Genomic DNA, 15,264 nt, shown 5'->3' with positions numbered 1-15,264 from the left:
CCTAATAGAGCACAACATTGAGTTTGCCCTTATCGTATTCAGCAATAAAGATTTGGGAGATGTCCTCGTAGCCCTCATGTTTGAGCTCGGTAAGGAGCCAGTCTTCGGTCTTATCAATCAAGTCCAGCACGTCTTCTTGGATGGCACCATCTGTAATCACGGGATACTTGGGATTTTCTTCCCCTCTTTGCACCACGATGAGCTGACCATTTTGCTCTAAGACGGCTCGTTTGACCTGCTGCAGCTGAAAAATGCCTTGCCCACGGAGCTTTAGAGCCACATCAGACGCGGTCAAGCCGACCGAACGACAGGCTTCCACATCAACCTTGCCTCGATTGATGAGGATGACAGGCTGACCATCAATCAAGCGTTTGATAAAGGGATTATTAGTCTTGAGCCACTTGAGACTCAGCACCAATACCGTCCAGATGAGAAGGATAATGCAATACTGCAAGACAGAAATCGATGGGCTGTAAATGATCCCTCCGATAATGCCCCCTAGAACATAGTTTTGAATCTGATCGCTGGCTGAGGTCGGAGCGAGATTGGTCTTGCCTGAGAGATTGATGACAAAGACCAGAGAAATCAAGCCAATCGCCAGTTTAAGCGCCACATCGACATAAGATAGCGTCATTTTTCCACCTCCACTAATTCCACTTTACTGTTATAAAGCTCCATCTTTTCCAAGAGATAAGTATCAGGATCACTACCGCTAATGGCACGGTAAAATTGCGGTCCCACCTTAACAATCGCCCCATCCGTTGCTGCTGAGGTATTGACATAGACCTTGGACTTGTCCACATCCAGCTCCTTAGAAACCACCTCAATAAAATGCAAAGACGTGCGATACTGATTGTCTGACGTTTGATGGCTAGTCAACTGGCTAAACCCGATCAAAGCTGTCAAAATCGACGACAAGAGTAAGATGATGACCAGCTCACGATACTTACTATCTTTTTTACGATGATAGTACAAAAAAGACACTCCTGCAACAGCTATCATCAGCGCAACAAAAAGTCCAATCAAGAGCCAATTTTCGGTACTAATCTGACTTAGAACATAATCATAAGAGTAAAATTTCATGACACACCTTTCATGGTTTTTCTGCTATTATAGAGGAATCTCAAGACTTTTTCAAGTCCGTTTCTTTCCCTTTTTTGATATAATGAAACCATCACATAAAAGAAAAGGAACACTTATGAAACTCATTTCGTGGAATATTGATTCCCTCAACGCGGCTTTGACCAGCGACTCTAGCCGTGCGCTTCTCTCACGCGCCGTCCTTGAAACCCTTGCTCAAGAAAAAGCCGACATCATCGCCATTCAAGAAACCAAACTCTCAAGCAAGGGACCAACCAAAAAACATGTGGAACTCTTAGAAAGCTATTTCCCAGACCATGCGATCACTTGGCGATCATCAGTAGAGCCTGCTAGAAAAGGCTATGCTGGAACCCTCTTTCTCTATCACAACACGCTAAATCCCACTATCACCTTCCCAGAGATCGACGCACCTTCTACCATGGATAGCGAGGGGCGTATCATCACTCTAGAGCTTGATCAGTGCTTTATCACCCAAGTTTATACGCCAAACGCAGGAGATGGACTAAAACGCTTAGACGAGCGCCAAATTTGGGACAAAAAATACGCTGACTATCTGGCTAGCTTAGATGCACAAAAACCAGTCCTTGCAACAGGGGACTACAACGTCGCCCACAAGGAGATTGACCTAGCCAATCCTAGCAGCAATCGACGCTCGCCAGGCTTTACCGATGAAGAACGTACAGGTTTTACCAACCTATTAGACAAAGGCTTTACCGATACCTACCGCTACTTACATGGGGACGTGACAGGAGCTTACACGTGGTGGGCACAACGAAGCAAAACCAGTAAAATCAATAACACCGGCTGGCGGATTGATTACTGGTTGGTCAGCAATCGTATCAAAGATAAGGTTAGAGTCTCCGACATGATTTCTTCAGGCGAGCGCCAAGACCACACACCAATTGTCATGGAGATTGATCTCTAAGATGACCAAGATAGATCTCCTTCAAAAACGGTTTGAAGAAAACGCTGACCCCATTGAGGCAGAACGTATGTCAGCTTATCTGAGACATCACTTTTCCTTTTATGGCATCCGTACCCCAAAAAGGCGTAAACTCTACCAAAACCTAATCAAAATCGATAAAAAAACAGGACAAATTGACTGGGATTTCATCGAAAGCGCTTGGAACAAAGACCAACGCGAATGGCAATATTTAGTCTGTGACTACCTCGCTGCCTTTAAAAAAGAACTCAGTATGAGCGACCTTCCAAAGCTAGAAAGATTGGTAAGGACCAAGCAATGGTGGGAAACCATTGATAGCCTTGATGTGACCATAGGAAATATCGGTCTTAGAGATGAAAAGCTAGATAGTCTCATGCGAACTTGGGCAAGAGACCCTGATTTTTGGGTGAGGCGACTCGCCATCAACCACCAGAGAGGACGAAAAAAAGCCATGAATACCCAACTACTCTCTGACATTATCCTACTAAATCTTGGCAGTCAAGAATTTTTCATCAATAAAGCCATCGGCTGGATACTAAGGGACTATGCCAAGACCAATCCCGTCTGGGTCAGACACTTTCTCGAAGAACACCATGAAAAACTGGCTCCCCTTTCTGTCAAAGAAGCCAGCAAACACCTAACCTAGCACGAAAATAAAAATCTCACTCTAGTGGTGAGATTTTTTCTATCTATTTAACTCTTTATAAGGGGTTCTATACCCAATTTGAAGGATCTGGTCCCCGTCCACTAGGATAGGACGTTTGATGAGCATACCATCTTGGGACAACAGCTCCAACAATTGCTCCTGCGTGAGAGTATCAAAACGATCTTTTAGTCCTAATTCCCTATAACTGTTGCCACTGGTGTTAAAGAGTTTCTTAATCGGAAGACCACTCTTTTCCAGCCATTCCTTTAATAAAGTGGCTTGTGGCGGATTGGTCTTGATATTGATAGCATCAAAGGAAAGACCCAGCGCTTCTAGCTCCTTTTTTGCCTTTTTACAGGTGGAACAAGGGGGATATTCATAAAAGGTTAGCATAGCTTCTCCCTACATATTCAAGTGGCGATTGACCTTGGGTAAACCTTCGTTGGTTAAAATGGGTGACAAGGTGTGGGTTGTTGCAAAATACTCCACACCCGTTTCTCGGTCAGTGATAATCATTGACGTCACAATGGCTTTCTTCTCCGTCGTTTCCACCAAAAAACGATTTTTAACAGCCTCTCCATACTTCGAAACCTGCTCTCTTGTGAGCCCTTCTGTAATGACAAAAATCTCATTTTGCTTGAGCCCTGCCTGAGCGGTTAAGAGAGGTTGGAAATAATAGTTGCTCTTGAGGTACTCCACCCCTGTTTCTCGGTCAATAACCAGCGTGTTAATGCCAGGAAGATTAAGCGGAAATTCCAAAAATCGTCCCTGTAAAATCGTAAAACTGCCTAATTGATTCTCCATATTAACTCCTTTATTTTTGTGATTGATGATAAAGCTGATACAAGTCTTGACGCTTTACTTGATAGTGCTTGGCAATCTGCTTAATCGCCTGATTGGGTTTTTCTCCTTCTTGGATTTGTGCTTCAACAAGGGCAAGGAGGGCTGCGTCGTCTAGGTTTACCTCGCTTGCTGTGTCTTGTTTTCCTTCGACAATCAAGAGACATTCCCCTTTTAGAGGGTGCTCACTGATGAAGGTTAAAAGCTCTGAAATCCGACCCCTTTGATATTCTTCATAATACTTGGTCAACTCCCGCACCAAGACAAGGGATCTATCCCCGTAAACCTCCTGCATCACTCCAAGCGTTGCTGCTACACGATGGGGAGATTCATAAAAAATCTGGGTTTCTGGATAATCCTTTTTGCTTTCAAAAAAAGCCTGCTGCTGCCCCTTTTTACGTGGCAAAAATCCATAAAAGACATGCGGCTGAGGCAAAAGCCCACTCGCTATCAGAGCTGTGATACCAGCAGAAGCCCCAGGAAGCGCCACGACATTGATTTCTTCTTCAAGTGCTGCCAAAACCAAGTCATGACCAGGATCTGAAATACTTGGCATCCCCGCATCAGACACCTGAGCAAGACTCTTTCCCTCAAGAAGTAAAGCCAGAAGGTCCTTTATTTTTTTCTTGGCATTGTGCTCATGAAAGCTGGTCTGCTTAGTCGTGATGTCAAAATGTTTGAGCAAAAGTCCTGTATTTCTGGTGTCTTCTGCACAAATCAAATCAACTTTTTTGAGGGTTTCCACCGCACGAAAGGTCATGTCTTCCAGATTTCCAATTGGAGTGGGAACAAGATATAAGGTGCCTGCCTTATCTTTTTCAAGATAGCTTTTCTGAATCTGCATGTTTTGGATCTCTTTCTAAATAATAAGTGCACCACTGACAATCGAGAAAGACACCGTTTTTTTCCCTATCTCTTAATTGTCCGTAGTATTCCTTGCAGACATGATAGCCTTCGTCATAAACACGTTGAATATAAGACGGTTGATGGCTTTGTTTTTGAAGCGCTCCTTTTTCCAGCTGTTCTAAGCGCTCTCTTAATTTATGATTGTCTAAAAGCAGGCGCATATTTTCCTCGCTCAAGGCTTGCACTTGCTTTTTGATCGCTTCAATCTCTGCAAAAGTAAGCATGAGATTTTGTGATAGGTCATCAAAGGCATCAAATACTTGGTTTTTCTTCATTTTTCCTCTCAACTCAATAACATGTACTCTAAAGTGTTTTGCAAACTCACATTGCGATCCCACATAAGCCTAGCCTCACTCAGACGGTCCAAAGCCTCTAGAACGTCCCTGCTATACCCTCTTTTAGCAAAAAGAAGGGGCAACAAGTCCAAAGCTCTCTCTTCTTCTTTTTTATCTGAGAAAGCACCCACCAAGCGAGCCAGCTCAAGAAAAGCCTGCTGTTTGTTTGTTAAATAAGAAGTGGCAAAACCGTCTAATAAAGACAGCTGATCCAAGATCTTAGACTGACCGGCTAGCTCCTCTATCTCTTGGGAAGTCGCAACCACCTGAGCCAGCAGTTTCGCCTGATCTGGCAAGAAGCCCTTATCTAACAAAACATCCTCTAAAAAGGCCGTTTCTCTAGGAAACTGAACCAGCTGACACCGGCTACGAATGGTCAAGAGCACCTCTTCTTCCTTGCTGGTGACAAAGAAGATATAGCGCTGACTCTGCGGCTCTTCAATCATCTTTAAAAGGCTATTTGCCGCATTCAAGTGCAGCTTATCGGCTTCTTTGATGATAAAGACCTGACAAGGCCGCTCAAAACCCGACTGAGAAAACTGTCCAACAATCTCTCGAACGGCTTGTGTCTTAATAATTTTTCCTTGCGGCGCAATCTCGTGCACATCTGAAAACTCATGTGCTTCAATCAAGCGGCAAGACCGACACTCTCCACAAGGCAAGACCCCATTTAGCTGTTCGCAAAATTGACTTTTTGCCAAAAAGAGCGCCATCTCATAAGCACTGCCATCACCTGAAAAGAGATAAGCATGGCTCAATTTACCTGCTTCTAGGATTCTTTGAAAATCATGGAACCGCTTGGGCTGACGCTCAGCTAAGCTCTTCATCTGCCTTTACCCTTTGCTCAATGATCAAAAGCGTTTCCTGAACCACGTCCTCTAAGGGACGGTTGGCATCAATTTTGACCACACGATGGTCACCATCTTGTTCTAAAATGGCTTGATAGCCCTGTCTGACCCTCTCATGCAAGTGTTTTTTTTCCAAATCCAAACGATTGACCTCACGCTCAGTATCCTTGTGAATGCGAGAAAGTCCAGTAGCAGTATCCACGTCAAAGTACAGGGTCAAATCAGGCTTGCGCTCATCGGTAGCATAGGCATTTAACCACTCAATCGCTGCCTTATCCAAACCTCTACCATAGCCTTGGTAGGCAAGGGAGCTATCAATAAAACGATCGACCAAGACCACATCCCCTTGAGACAGGGCTGGCGCAATCTTTTCTACCATGTGTTGCCGCCTCGCTGCAATGTAGAGCAAGAGCTCCGTTTTACTATCCATCTGCGTGTGTGCGACATCTAGAATAATCTCTCGAATCTTTTCTGCAATCGCAATACCTCCCGGTTCACGCGTTTTTATGACGGGTCTAGCGAGTCTCTCCTCAAGGAGGGGAAACACCCTTTCAAGCACCGTGGTTTTTCCTGCACCATCAGGTCCCTCAAAGGAGATCAATAAGCCTTTGTTCATCTTCTTTCCTTCATTTTGTTTGCTTCTTCTATTCTATCAAAAAAAGGAGAAAAAAACACGCTTAAAAAAGAAGAGAGACCATTCTTATTTCACATCTCCCCTTCTTTTTTTGTCATTTGTCCTTAACCGAGATCAACGGCGCTGGTTTCTAAGATACTATCCACCACAACACCTTGTGAACTGATTTGCTCTTTAAGACCATCAAGGTCACAAACACCATCTAGCTGCACTTCCACGACCACCTTATCATCGGTTTCTTTATTGACAATAATCCCCTTGATATTGAGCTTGATTTCTGAAAAGATTTTCACGACCTTCTCAAAAGCCCCTGCCTCATCTTTAAGGAAGATCCGCACCCGAATCCCTTGTTCACCGTAACCAGAGAACTTCAAAAAAGCGCGCATGACATCACGGTCTGTGATGATGCCAGATACCCTGCCATTTTCTTCCACCGGTAAGACACCAATCTTATGCGTCATCATGAGGTAGATGGCATCCTCTAGGCTCGCATAAGGACTAATGGTCACCACATCTTTAATCATAATGTCACGAATCTTGGTTTTATTGAGCAGATAATTCATCTCAAAAATGGATAAACTCGTTGCCTTAGATGGTGTGGCATCCGCCATGGTTCCTCCCGTTACAAGTCCAATCAAGCGATCATTTTCGATGACAGGCAGACGTCTCAAGTGTTTTTCCTTCATCAAATCCGCTGCATGGGCTACGCTAGTATCGGGTGAAATATACACCACCTTTTTGGTCATAAAATCCTTGACTGCCATTTCAATCTCCTCATTTCCTTTTCTTTCATTATATCATAAAAAGTAGCGTCTTCCTCAGAAAACGCTATCTTTTTCTTGTTTTTATTCAAAAATAAGGGAATAACTCCTCTACAATCCCATAAAAGTCTGGAAGCTAACTTGTCTCCCAGACTTTTTCGTCATCTTATCCTCCCAGATAGGCCTTTCTCACTTCATCTGAAGCCAGCAATTCTTGTCCTGTTCCTGAAAGAACGATTTTTCCTGTTTCTAGGACGTAACCGCGGTCTGCAATCGACAGCGCCTTGTTGGCATTTTGCTCGATGAGAAGCACGGTTGTGCCTTGTTTTTGAATATCTTGAATGATGTCAAAGATTTCTTGGATGAAAATCGGTGCTAATCCCATAGACGGCTCGTCCAAGAGCAAAAGCTTTGGCTGGCTCATAAGGGCACGCCCCATGGCAAGCATCTGCTGCTCCCCTCCTGAAAGGGTTGCAGCATCCTGATTTTTACGCTCTTCTAGTCTAGGGAAGCGCTCAAAAATCTTTTTAAGATTGGCTTGGTTTTCTTCACGGTTGTTACGCAGAAAAGCTCCCATTTCAAGGTTCTCCATAACGGTCAAACCAGAAAAGACATGACGTCCTTCTGGCACTTGAGAAAGACCATCTGCCACAATTTTCCTAGCGGGAACTTTTTGAATCTCATTGCCCAAAAAGCTGATGGTCCCACTACTTGGTCTCACCAAACCAGAAATGGTGCGTAGAATGGAGGTTTTTCCTGCTCCATTGGCACCAATCAACGTTACCACTTCACCTTCATTGACCTCAAAACTGACGTCTTTGACGGCTTCGATGACACCATAGCGAACCGATAGCTGTTCGACTTTTAACATGCTCATTAGAGTTCTCCTCCTAGATACGCTTCAATCACGCGCTGATTGGTCCTGATTTCCTCAGGTGTACCGTGGGCAATCAAACGACCGTACTCCAATACATAAATGCGCTCCGTCACTTCCATGACCAAGCTCATGTCATGCTCAATCAAGATCACGGTAATCTTGAATTGTTCTTGAATTTGGCGGATCAAATCCGTTAATTCTGCCGTTTCTTGTGGGTTCATCCCCGCAGCTGGCTCATCCAAGAAGAGAATTTTAGGATTAGTCGCTAGCGCCCGTACAATCTCAAGCCGACGTTGTTGACCATAAGGAAGGTTCTTCGCTAGAGTTTGTGCGTCACCTTCTAAACCAAAGATTGCCAACAAGTCAAAGGCTTTTTGTTTCAGCTCTGCCTCATTTTTATAAAAAGATGGCAAACGCAAAAAAGAAGCCAAAAGATGTGGAGAGCGACCATTGGAAAGCCCCACCAAGACATTATCCAAGACTGTCATATCTTTGAAGAGGCGGATATTTTGAAAGGTTCTCGAAAGACCAAGTGCAGCAATCTTAGACGGTGTTTTCCCATTTAAGAGCGTGCCATCTAGCATCACCGTTCCCTCGCTTGGTTCATACACCCCTGTTAAGAGGTTAAAGAGGGTTGTTTTCCCAGCGCCATTTGGACCGATAAGGCCGACCAATTCTCCCTCGTGGAGTTCCATGGTCACATCCCCAACAGCCGTTAGACCACCAAAATTTTTGGTTAGATGTTTCACTTCCAATAGGGCCATGATTAACTTTCCTCCTTTCCAGCTTTAAAGAAACGTGATAATTTCAATTCCTTAGTCCCAAGTAAGCCCCCTGGTCTAAAGACCATCACCAAAATAAGGGCTAGAGAATAGATGATCATCCGAAGGTCGGAGACATTTTGCAAGAACATGTTGAGAATACCAAGTGCAACAGCTGCAACAATCGTTCCCGTCACCGAACCAAGACCACCTAAAACAGCGATGATGAGGTAATCAATGGAACGTAAGAGGGTATAATCTTTTGGTACAGCTGTTCCTAGATAACCCACATAGAGCGATCCTGCAATACTCGCCATGATGGCTGCAATGACAAAAGTCAAAACCTTAGCTTTGGTGATGTTAACCCCCATAGACTCCGCAGCAATCTCATCTTCACGCACGGAAATCACTTCACGTCCCATCGGACTTCTGAGGTAGTTCAACATCAAAATCGTCAACACCACGACAAAGATGAACACCACAGGCCAAGTGGTATAGGATAAAATACCCGTAATCCCTGCTGCACCGTTAGTGAGGGTTCCTCCATTGATGATAACAATCCGAATAATCTCAGAGACACCAAGAGTCGCAATTGCCAAATAATCTCCCTTAAGACGCAAGGTCGGAATTCCAACCAAAAGGGCAATTACAGCAGCCACAGCACAGCCAACCAACATCGACAAGTAAAAACCAAGGTAAGTCGGCATAGATTGCGTAAGGATAGCCGTCGTATAAGCTCCAATAGCCATAAAACCAGCTTGACCAAGAGGAAACTGTCCTGAAAAACCAAGAATCAGATTGGTCCCAAGCGCCATGATGATGCTAATCCCAATCCCCATGACAATCTGGATGTAATAATCCCCTAAAAGACCACTAGACGTGAGAAAAGACAAAACAGCAAAGGTGGCTACAATCACAGCTAACCAGGTCAGATTTACTTTTAGATTTTTCTGCATGATCTACACCTTCTCCTTTACATTTTTCCCTAAAATACCCGCTGGGCGAATCAAAAGAATCACCACCAACACAATATAAACCACTGCATCACGGTAGCTAGATAGACCAATCGAAATCGAGAAGGTTTCTAGTAAACCGATGATAATACCACCAAGCGCCGCACCTGGGATAATACCAATCCCACCCAAAACGGCTGCGATAAAGGCCTTAATCCCTGGTGTCATCCCCATCAAAGGGTCAATCGAATTGTAATACAGTCCAATTAGAACACCCGCAGCTCCAGCTAAGGCTGAACCAAGCGCAAAGGTAAAACTGATGGTAGAGTTGACGTTGATTCCCATCAACTGTGCCGCATCACTATCCACCGACACCGCGCGCATGGCTTTTCCCATCTTGGTCTTTTGCACGATGAACTGGAGCGCCACCATCAAAAGAACGGAAATGCCTAGGATAATCAACTGCACATTGGTAATCACCACAGGTCCCACGTTATACTTAATGGTTTCAATCGCCTGTGGGAAGGCACGGGTATTGGCACCGACTAAGCGAACCATACCATACTCAAGGAAAAAGGAAACCCCGATAGCGGTGATAAGAGCTGCAATCCGAGTCGAATGACGCAGTGGCCGATAAGCCAAAAATTCAATCAAGACACCCAGAGCAGCTGTGATCGCCATGGTCAAAACCAAAGCGACAAAGAAATTTAAATGAAAGGCTGAAATCAAGTAATAGCCAATAAAGGCTCCCATCATGTACAAATCACCATGGGCAAAGTTAATCAATTTAATAATCCCATAAACCATGGTGTAGCCAAGGGCAATCAGGGCATAGACACTTCCCAAAATCAACCCATTGACAAGTTGCTGAAGCATATCGTCACCAAACTTTCTATTTTTTATTCACATATCAAAAACAGCAAACATCTGGAGGAGACCTTCTCCCCCAGATGACCTAAGAGTCCATTATTTTGCCTCAACGGGCTCTGCTTTTTCTTCTTTTCCATCTTTAAGGCTGATGACAAGCGCTGTTTTAACAGGGTTGTGATCCTTATCGATAGAGAATTTACCTGTCACACCTTCAAAATCTTTCAATTTTGCAAGATTCTCAGAGAGATCTTTGGAAGTCTTAGCCCCTTTAGCAGCGTCAGCTAGCATATAAACAGAGTCATAACCAAGAGCGGCAAACAAGTTTGGCTCTTCGCCGTATTTTTCCTTGTAGGCCTTGACAAAGGCTGCTGACTTATCTGACAAGTTGACCTTAGTAGAGTAGCCAGAAACGTAGTAAACGTTGGTGGCGTTGTTAGCACCTGCACTTGCCACGTACTGAGGATCGCTAAAGCCATCAGGTCCTAGGATTGGCTTATCAATGCCCATTTCACGCGCTTGTTTGGTGATAAGACCAGTCGCTGTGTAGTAACCCGGCATAACGATGGCATCAAAGTCCTTGTTCTTAAACTTAGTCAAAGCCGCTTGGAAGTCCTTGTCATCACTTGCAAAGGTATCTTCAACAACAATCTCACCCTTGTAAGATTTCTTGAACTGATCGGCAACTGCCTTAGAGTAGTCACTGGAGTTGTCATAGTAAAGGACAACCTTATTTGCTTTTAAGTTTTCAGAAGCGTACTGCGCCAAGACCTTTCCTTGATAGCTGTCTTGGAAGGTTGCACGAAAGACATAATCTTGAACCTTACCATTTGAAACCGTCAAGCTATCTAGTGTTCCAGATGGCGTCATCAAAGGAACAGCTGCCTTGGTGGCATTTGGTGATGCGGCTGCTGTACCAGATGAAGTCGCAGGGCCTAAGATGGCATTGACCTTGTCTTGGGTTGCTAGGCTGGTTGCTACCGTTGCAGCTTCAGACGTGTCTGACTTGTTGTCCTTAGAAACCACTTCTAATTTTTTCCCATCAACACCACCAGCCTTGTTGATCTCTTCAACCGCTAGATCAGCTGCTTTTTTCTCCGCTGTTCCATAAGCGGCAACATTTCCAGATAATTCTAAGTTGTAGCCGATTTTGACGGTTTTATCGATTTGGGTGCCGTTGCTGCTCGACGAGCCACCAGGTGCTGCACTACATGCTGCCAAAGCTGCTGTACTAAATAGGGCTAAGGCCGCTAGGGTTAATCTCTTCTTCATTTTATTTCCTCAATTTCTAAAGTGTTATGTTTTATATAATACTGAATTGTCAGATAATTGTCAACCCATTTTTTCACTTTTTTCTAAAAAAGATGCTGAATCCTCAATGAAAACAGTTTTATCTTGCAAAGTGCCCACAAATTGGTGCTCCATAGCCAGCAGAGGTGAGCGTTTTACCTCCTTGACATACTTAAGACGGTTTAGTTGCGCAAGAATGGTTGTTTCTTGATCTTGATCGATATAAAGCATGACATAGCGCATCTTTTTTGAGTGATAGACCAGATCCCCTAATTTGACTAACTTTTTCGCATCTCGGTTGTAATACAAATAAATCACCAAACCAAGACGACTCGGTATCTGAAATTCTTCTTTTTTATCCATAAATAAGATTATAATAAAAAAGAGACTAAACGTCTAGTCCCTTTCTTGATAACTATTTGAGGTCGTTGTTCGTCATGATTTCATCAATGAATCCATACTCAAGTGTTTCTTGGGCGCTCATCCACTTGTCACGCTCAGCATCACGGTGCACCTCTTCGACTGTTCGACCAGAATTGTCTGCTAAAATCTGCTCAAGGTTATTTCTGGTTTTAAGAAGGTGTTCTGCTGCAATCGCCATATCGGTTTGTTGCGTACCGCCACCTGTGCCACCCATAGGTTGGTGGATCATGTATTCCGCATTAGGAAGCATGAAGCGTTTGCCTTTAGCACCGCTTGAAGCGATGACTGTTCCCATAGAAGCTGCCACACCCATAACGATGGTTTGCACATCAGATTTGATAAAGTTCATGGTATCCACAATGGCAAGACCTGCTGAAACAGAACCACCTGGGGTATTGACATAAAGGTAGATGTCCTTGGTGTTATCCTGTGCGTCCAAAAAGAGGAGCTGGGCAATGATGGAATTGGCCATATTGTCCTCAACAGGGCCTGTCAACATGATGATACGGTCTTTTAACAGACGAGAGTAAATGTCATAAGAGCGCTCGCCTCTGCTAGTTTGTTCAATGACTACTGGAATCATAAATATTCTCCTTTCAGGTTCTGTGACCTTTTCTAATCTATTGGTTCATTATACCTTATTGGTCAACTAAGGTCAAATAAAAAACTCAAAAAGAAGGGAGATTGAGGTCTGCCCCAGTCTCCTTTCGTATCTTATTTGGTTCCAAAAAGACGATCCCCAGCATCTCCGAGACCTGGCACAATGTAGCCGTGTTCGTTGAGTTTTTCATCAAGTGCAGCGGTGTAGATATCCACATCTGGGTGAGCTTCTTGCAGCTTTTTCACTCCTTCTGGTGCTGCAACAAGGCAGACAAACTTGATGTTGGTCGCCCCGCGTTTTTTAAGGGAATCAACCGCCAAAATAGCAGAACCACCTGTTGCTAGCATTGGATCCACCAAGAAAATTTGGCGTTGATCGATATCATCTGGTAGTTTGACCAAATACTCCACTGGCTCAAGCGTTTCTTCATCACGATACATTCCGATGTGACCCACTTTAGCCGCTGGAACAAGGCTAAGAAGACCATCGACCATCCCAATCCCTGCACGAAGGATCGGAACAATGGCGAGTTTTTTACCAGCCAATTGTTTTTGCACTGTCTTTGTGATTGGTGTTTCAATCTCCACGTCCTCCAAAGGAAGATCACGGGAAACTTCATAACCCATTAGCATAGCAATTTCATTAACCAATTCTCTAAAATCTTTGGTTGATGTGCTGGTGCGACGTAAAATGGACAATTTGTGTTGAATCAATGGATGTGAGATAACTTGAAAATTTCCCATGAGAAAAGACCACCTTCTATATTTTTCTAACTAGATATTATAGCATAATCCACAAAAAAAATCTGCCAAAAAGAGCAGATTTTTTAGTTTTTTACCCTATCTTTGCTTTTTGGCGCCATTCGTTTGCCCTATTTTTTCCAATAAACTTATCCAAAAGACCGGTTCTAAGGCTAAAGTAAGCATAAATCAAGACACCAACCGAACCGACCAGAGCTAGATAAAGGAAGTTCATCAAGCGCCCTTGTGGTTGAATGATAAAATGGAGCAAGAACATCACAAGCCCTACTCCCAATGCCATAAAGAGAGTTAAAAGAGCAATCAACAGCAAGCGTTTGTAAACCACTTGACGATTGAAGTGAGTCACAACTTGAATCCTCCGATAACTCAAGACAATGGAAACCAAAAGTGCGATATTGGTCGAATAAATCGGACCATAAGCATGGAAGAAATAGATAAAAGGAATCTGTAAAATAACCTTAATGATTAGCCCATAAAGGAAATACAGCATGACCTGACGGTTTTCAAATAAAGACTGCAAAATCGGAGTCAACACCATGTAAAGGGAAAGAAAAATGGTCTGTATCAAGGAAGCCGAGAGCAAATCTACCGCTAGCGAATCGGCTGCCCCATAAAAGACGACATATAAGGGGTGAACCAGCATCAAAGCCCCAACAACAACCGGAAGTAAAAAGCTCCCAAGCATGACCAAGTTATCAATCACCAAACGCGCTGACGCTTTATAGTCTTTTTTGATGAAATTCTCTGTTAAAAGAGGAATTGAGGTCGCACTGATAGAGCCTGCGACTGCAACAATAATCATGGTCAGTTTTCCTGGGTTAGAGGCAAAATAAGCAAACTGAACGCTCAACTCCTGCTTGGTATAAGAGGTAAAACCTGACATGGTATTGATATAAGTCGCTTGGTCAATCAACCGAAACAACTGGATAGCTGATCCTGTGATGATAAAAGGTAGCGCCTCTTTCACCGTTTCAATGATGACTAATCGGGTATTGACTTGACCGGACGCATCCTTTGCTTGAAAGAGAGCCTGTAACATGCCTTCTTTCCACAAAAAATAAAAGAGGGTCAAAAGACTAGCCAGCATACCGACAAAGGCTGCAAAAGTGGATTGGGTGACGGCTTCCACATAGTTTTTTGACCCCATTTTCATAATGAAAAAGGCAGTCACTAACATCCAGATAACACGAATCAACTGTTCAGAAACCTGACTCACTGCACTTGGATGCAGTTGGTTAAAGCCTTGGAAAAATCCCCGCAAGACACTCATAGCAGGAAAGACCAAAACCGCCAAGGTCAAGCTACGTAGGACAGGAACCAGTTCACTCCCACCACCACTCATATCGGAAAATAAAGGCGCTCCCAAATACAAAATGCCAGCAAACACCACGCCCAAAAACAGGGTGAAATACAACATTTGCTTGACCAGGTAAAAACTAGTCTCGCGCTTTCCAAGCGCATTGTACTTAGCCACTTGCTTTGCGACTGCAACAGGGACACCAACGGTTGAAATCAACAAAAAGAGGGCGTAAATCTCATAGCCCATCCCAAAAAGAGCATTGGCCTCAGGGCCGTATTTGCCCATCCAAGCATACCAAGGAATGATGTAAACAGCCCCCAATAAGCGGCTGATAAAATTGCTGGCAGTCAGCCAAGCAGTTCCTCGAACGAGCTGCTGCTGCTGATTTAAGGTTTCATTTTTTACAGACATGGTTCA

At 43.9% G+C, this 15,264-nt stretch carries 20 protein-coding genes; 2 read left to right on the top strand and 18 right to left on the bottom strand.

Features of this window, described 5'->3' with window-relative positions; translation table 11 throughout:
- Position 1: 1 nt before the first annotated feature.
- Positions 2 to 634, bottom strand: coding sequence for a DUF421 domain-containing protein (locus ACZ49W_RS01830; protein ID WP_464813647.1), 633 nt, complete (start codon positions 632 to 634; stop codon positions 2 to 4).
- Complete coding sequence (locus tag ACZ49W_RS01825; RefSeq protein ID WP_464813646.1) at positions 631 to 1,083, bottom strand: DUF3290 domain-containing protein; 453 nt, start codon at positions 1,081 to 1,083, stop codon at positions 631 to 633. The genes ACZ49W_RS01830 and ACZ49W_RS01825 overlap by 4 nt, the downstream gene beginning before the upstream one ends.
- A 115-nt stretch (positions 1,084 to 1,198) precedes the next feature.
- Between ACZ49W_RS01825 and ACZ49W_RS01820 the strand changes: the two genes are divergently transcribed.
- Both ACZ49W_RS01820 and ACZ49W_RS01815 read left to right on the top strand, forming a co-directional pair.
- Complete coding sequence (locus ACZ49W_RS01820) at positions 1,199 to 2,026, top strand: exodeoxyribonuclease III (protein WP_464813645.1); 828 nt, start codon at positions 1,199 to 1,201, stop codon at positions 2,024 to 2,026.
- Position 2,027: 1 nt separating this feature from the next.
- Positions 2,028 to 2,690, top strand: coding sequence for a DNA alkylation repair protein (locus ACZ49W_RS01815; protein ID WP_464813644.1), 663 nt, complete (start codon positions 2,028 to 2,030; stop codon positions 2,688 to 2,690).
- A 39-nt stretch (positions 2,691 to 2,729) separates the two neighbouring features.
- On the opposite strand, the gene ACZ49W_RS01810 is transcribed toward ACZ49W_RS01815, so the two are convergent.
- The 16 genes from ACZ49W_RS01810 to ACZ49W_RS01735 form a co-directional block, all read right to left on the bottom strand.
- Positions 2,730 to 3,083: a Spx/MgsR family RNA polymerase-binding regulatory protein gene (locus ACZ49W_RS01810; RefSeq protein ID WP_464813643.1), complete on the bottom strand. Its 354-nt coding sequence runs from the start codon at positions 3,081 to 3,083 to the stop codon at positions 2,730 to 2,732.
- A gap of 9 nt (positions 3,084 to 3,092) precedes the next feature.
- The gene (locus tag ACZ49W_RS01805) at positions 3,093 to 3,494 is read right to left on the bottom strand and encodes a DUF6440 family protein (RefSeq protein ID WP_464813642.1); all 402 of its coding nucleotides are present in this window, start codon (positions 3,492 to 3,494) and stop codon (positions 3,093 to 3,095) included.
- Positions 3,495 to 3,504: 10 nt separating this feature from the next.
- Positions 3,505 to 4,374 (bottom strand): 16S rRNA (cytidine(1402)-2'-O)-methyltransferase, encoded by an 870-nt coding sequence (gene rsmI, locus ACZ49W_RS01800; protein ID WP_464813641.1) that lies wholly within the window; start codon positions 4,372 to 4,374, stop codon positions 3,505 to 3,507.
- Complete coding sequence (locus ACZ49W_RS01795; protein WP_464813640.1) at positions 4,349 to 4,711, bottom strand: initiation control protein YabA; 363 nt, start codon at positions 4,709 to 4,711, stop codon at positions 4,349 to 4,351. The genes rsmI and ACZ49W_RS01795 overlap by 26 nt, the downstream gene beginning before the upstream one ends.
- Positions 4,712 to 4,719: 8 nt before the next feature.
- Positions 4,720 to 5,598 (bottom strand): DNA polymerase III subunit delta', encoded by an 879-nt coding sequence (locus ACZ49W_RS01790; protein ID WP_464813639.1) that lies wholly within the window; start codon positions 5,596 to 5,598, stop codon positions 4,720 to 4,722.
- A complete protein-coding gene (tmk, locus tag ACZ49W_RS01785; RefSeq protein WP_464813638.1) occupies positions 5,582 to 6,235 on the bottom strand; it encodes a dTMP kinase in 654 nt (217 codons plus the stop codon). Before tmk ends, ACZ49W_RS01790 begins: the two co-directional genes overlap by 17 nt.
- A 122-nt stretch (positions 6,236 to 6,357) precedes the next feature.
- Positions 6,358 to 7,017: a CBS domain-containing protein gene (locus ACZ49W_RS01780; RefSeq protein WP_464813637.1), complete on the bottom strand. Its 660-nt coding sequence runs from the start codon at positions 7,015 to 7,017 to the stop codon at positions 6,358 to 6,360.
- 163 nt (positions 7,018 to 7,180) lie between these two features.
- A complete protein-coding gene (locus ACZ49W_RS01775; RefSeq protein ID WP_464813636.1) occupies positions 7,181 to 7,891 on the bottom strand; it encodes an ABC transporter ATP-binding protein in 711 nt (236 codons plus the stop codon).
- Positions 7,891 to 8,655 carry an ABC transporter ATP-binding protein gene (locus ACZ49W_RS01770; RefSeq protein ID WP_464813635.1) on the bottom strand — a complete coding sequence of 255 codons (765 nt, stop codon included), beginning with the start codon at positions 8,653 to 8,655 and terminating at the stop codon, positions 7,891 to 7,893. The genes ACZ49W_RS01775 and ACZ49W_RS01770 overlap by 1 nt, the downstream gene beginning before the upstream one ends.
- A 2-nt stretch (positions 8,656 to 8,657) precedes the next feature.
- Positions 8,658 to 9,608, bottom strand: a complete 951-nt coding sequence (locus ACZ49W_RS01765) for a branched-chain amino acid ABC transporter permease (RefSeq protein ID WP_464813634.1) — start codon at positions 9,606 to 9,608, stop codon at positions 8,658 to 8,660.
- Positions 9,609 to 9,611: 3 nt separating this feature from the next.
- On the bottom strand, positions 9,612 to 10,481 hold the full coding sequence (locus ACZ49W_RS01760; RefSeq protein ID WP_464813633.1) for a branched-chain amino acid ABC transporter permease: 870 nt from the start codon (positions 10,479 to 10,481) through the stop codon (positions 9,612 to 9,614).
- A gap of 90 nt (positions 10,482 to 10,571) precedes the next feature.
- A complete protein-coding gene (locus ACZ49W_RS01755; protein ID WP_464813631.1) occupies positions 10,572 to 11,744 on the bottom strand; it encodes an ABC transporter substrate-binding protein in 1,173 nt (390 codons plus the stop codon).
- Between the two features lie 60 nt (positions 11,745 to 11,804).
- The gene (locus tag ACZ49W_RS01750) at positions 11,805 to 12,125 is read right to left on the bottom strand and encodes a DUF2129 domain-containing protein (RefSeq protein WP_464813630.1); all 321 of its coding nucleotides are present in this window, start codon (positions 12,123 to 12,125) and stop codon (positions 11,805 to 11,807) included.
- A gap of 52 nt (positions 12,126 to 12,177) precedes the next feature.
- Positions 12,178 to 12,768: an ATP-dependent Clp protease proteolytic subunit gene (locus ACZ49W_RS01745; protein ID WP_464813629.1), complete on the bottom strand. Its 591-nt coding sequence runs from the start codon at positions 12,766 to 12,768 to the stop codon at positions 12,178 to 12,180.
- 131 nt (positions 12,769 to 12,899) lie between these two features.
- A complete protein-coding gene (gene upp / locus ACZ49W_RS01740; protein WP_464813628.1) occupies positions 12,900 to 13,529 on the bottom strand; it encodes a uracil phosphoribosyltransferase in 630 nt (209 codons plus the stop codon).
- A gap of 91 nt (positions 13,530 to 13,620) precedes the next feature.
- Positions 13,621 to 15,258 (bottom strand): putative polysaccharide biosynthesis protein, encoded by a 1,638-nt coding sequence (locus ACZ49W_RS01735; RefSeq protein ID WP_464813627.1) that lies wholly within the window; start codon positions 15,256 to 15,258, stop codon positions 13,621 to 13,623.
- Positions 15,259 to 15,264: the final 6 nt, after the last annotated feature.

This window comes from Streptococcus sp. STR1/CE/0325 (assembly GCF_055386095.1).
This window is presented reverse-complemented; position numbering and strand designations above follow the sequence as displayed.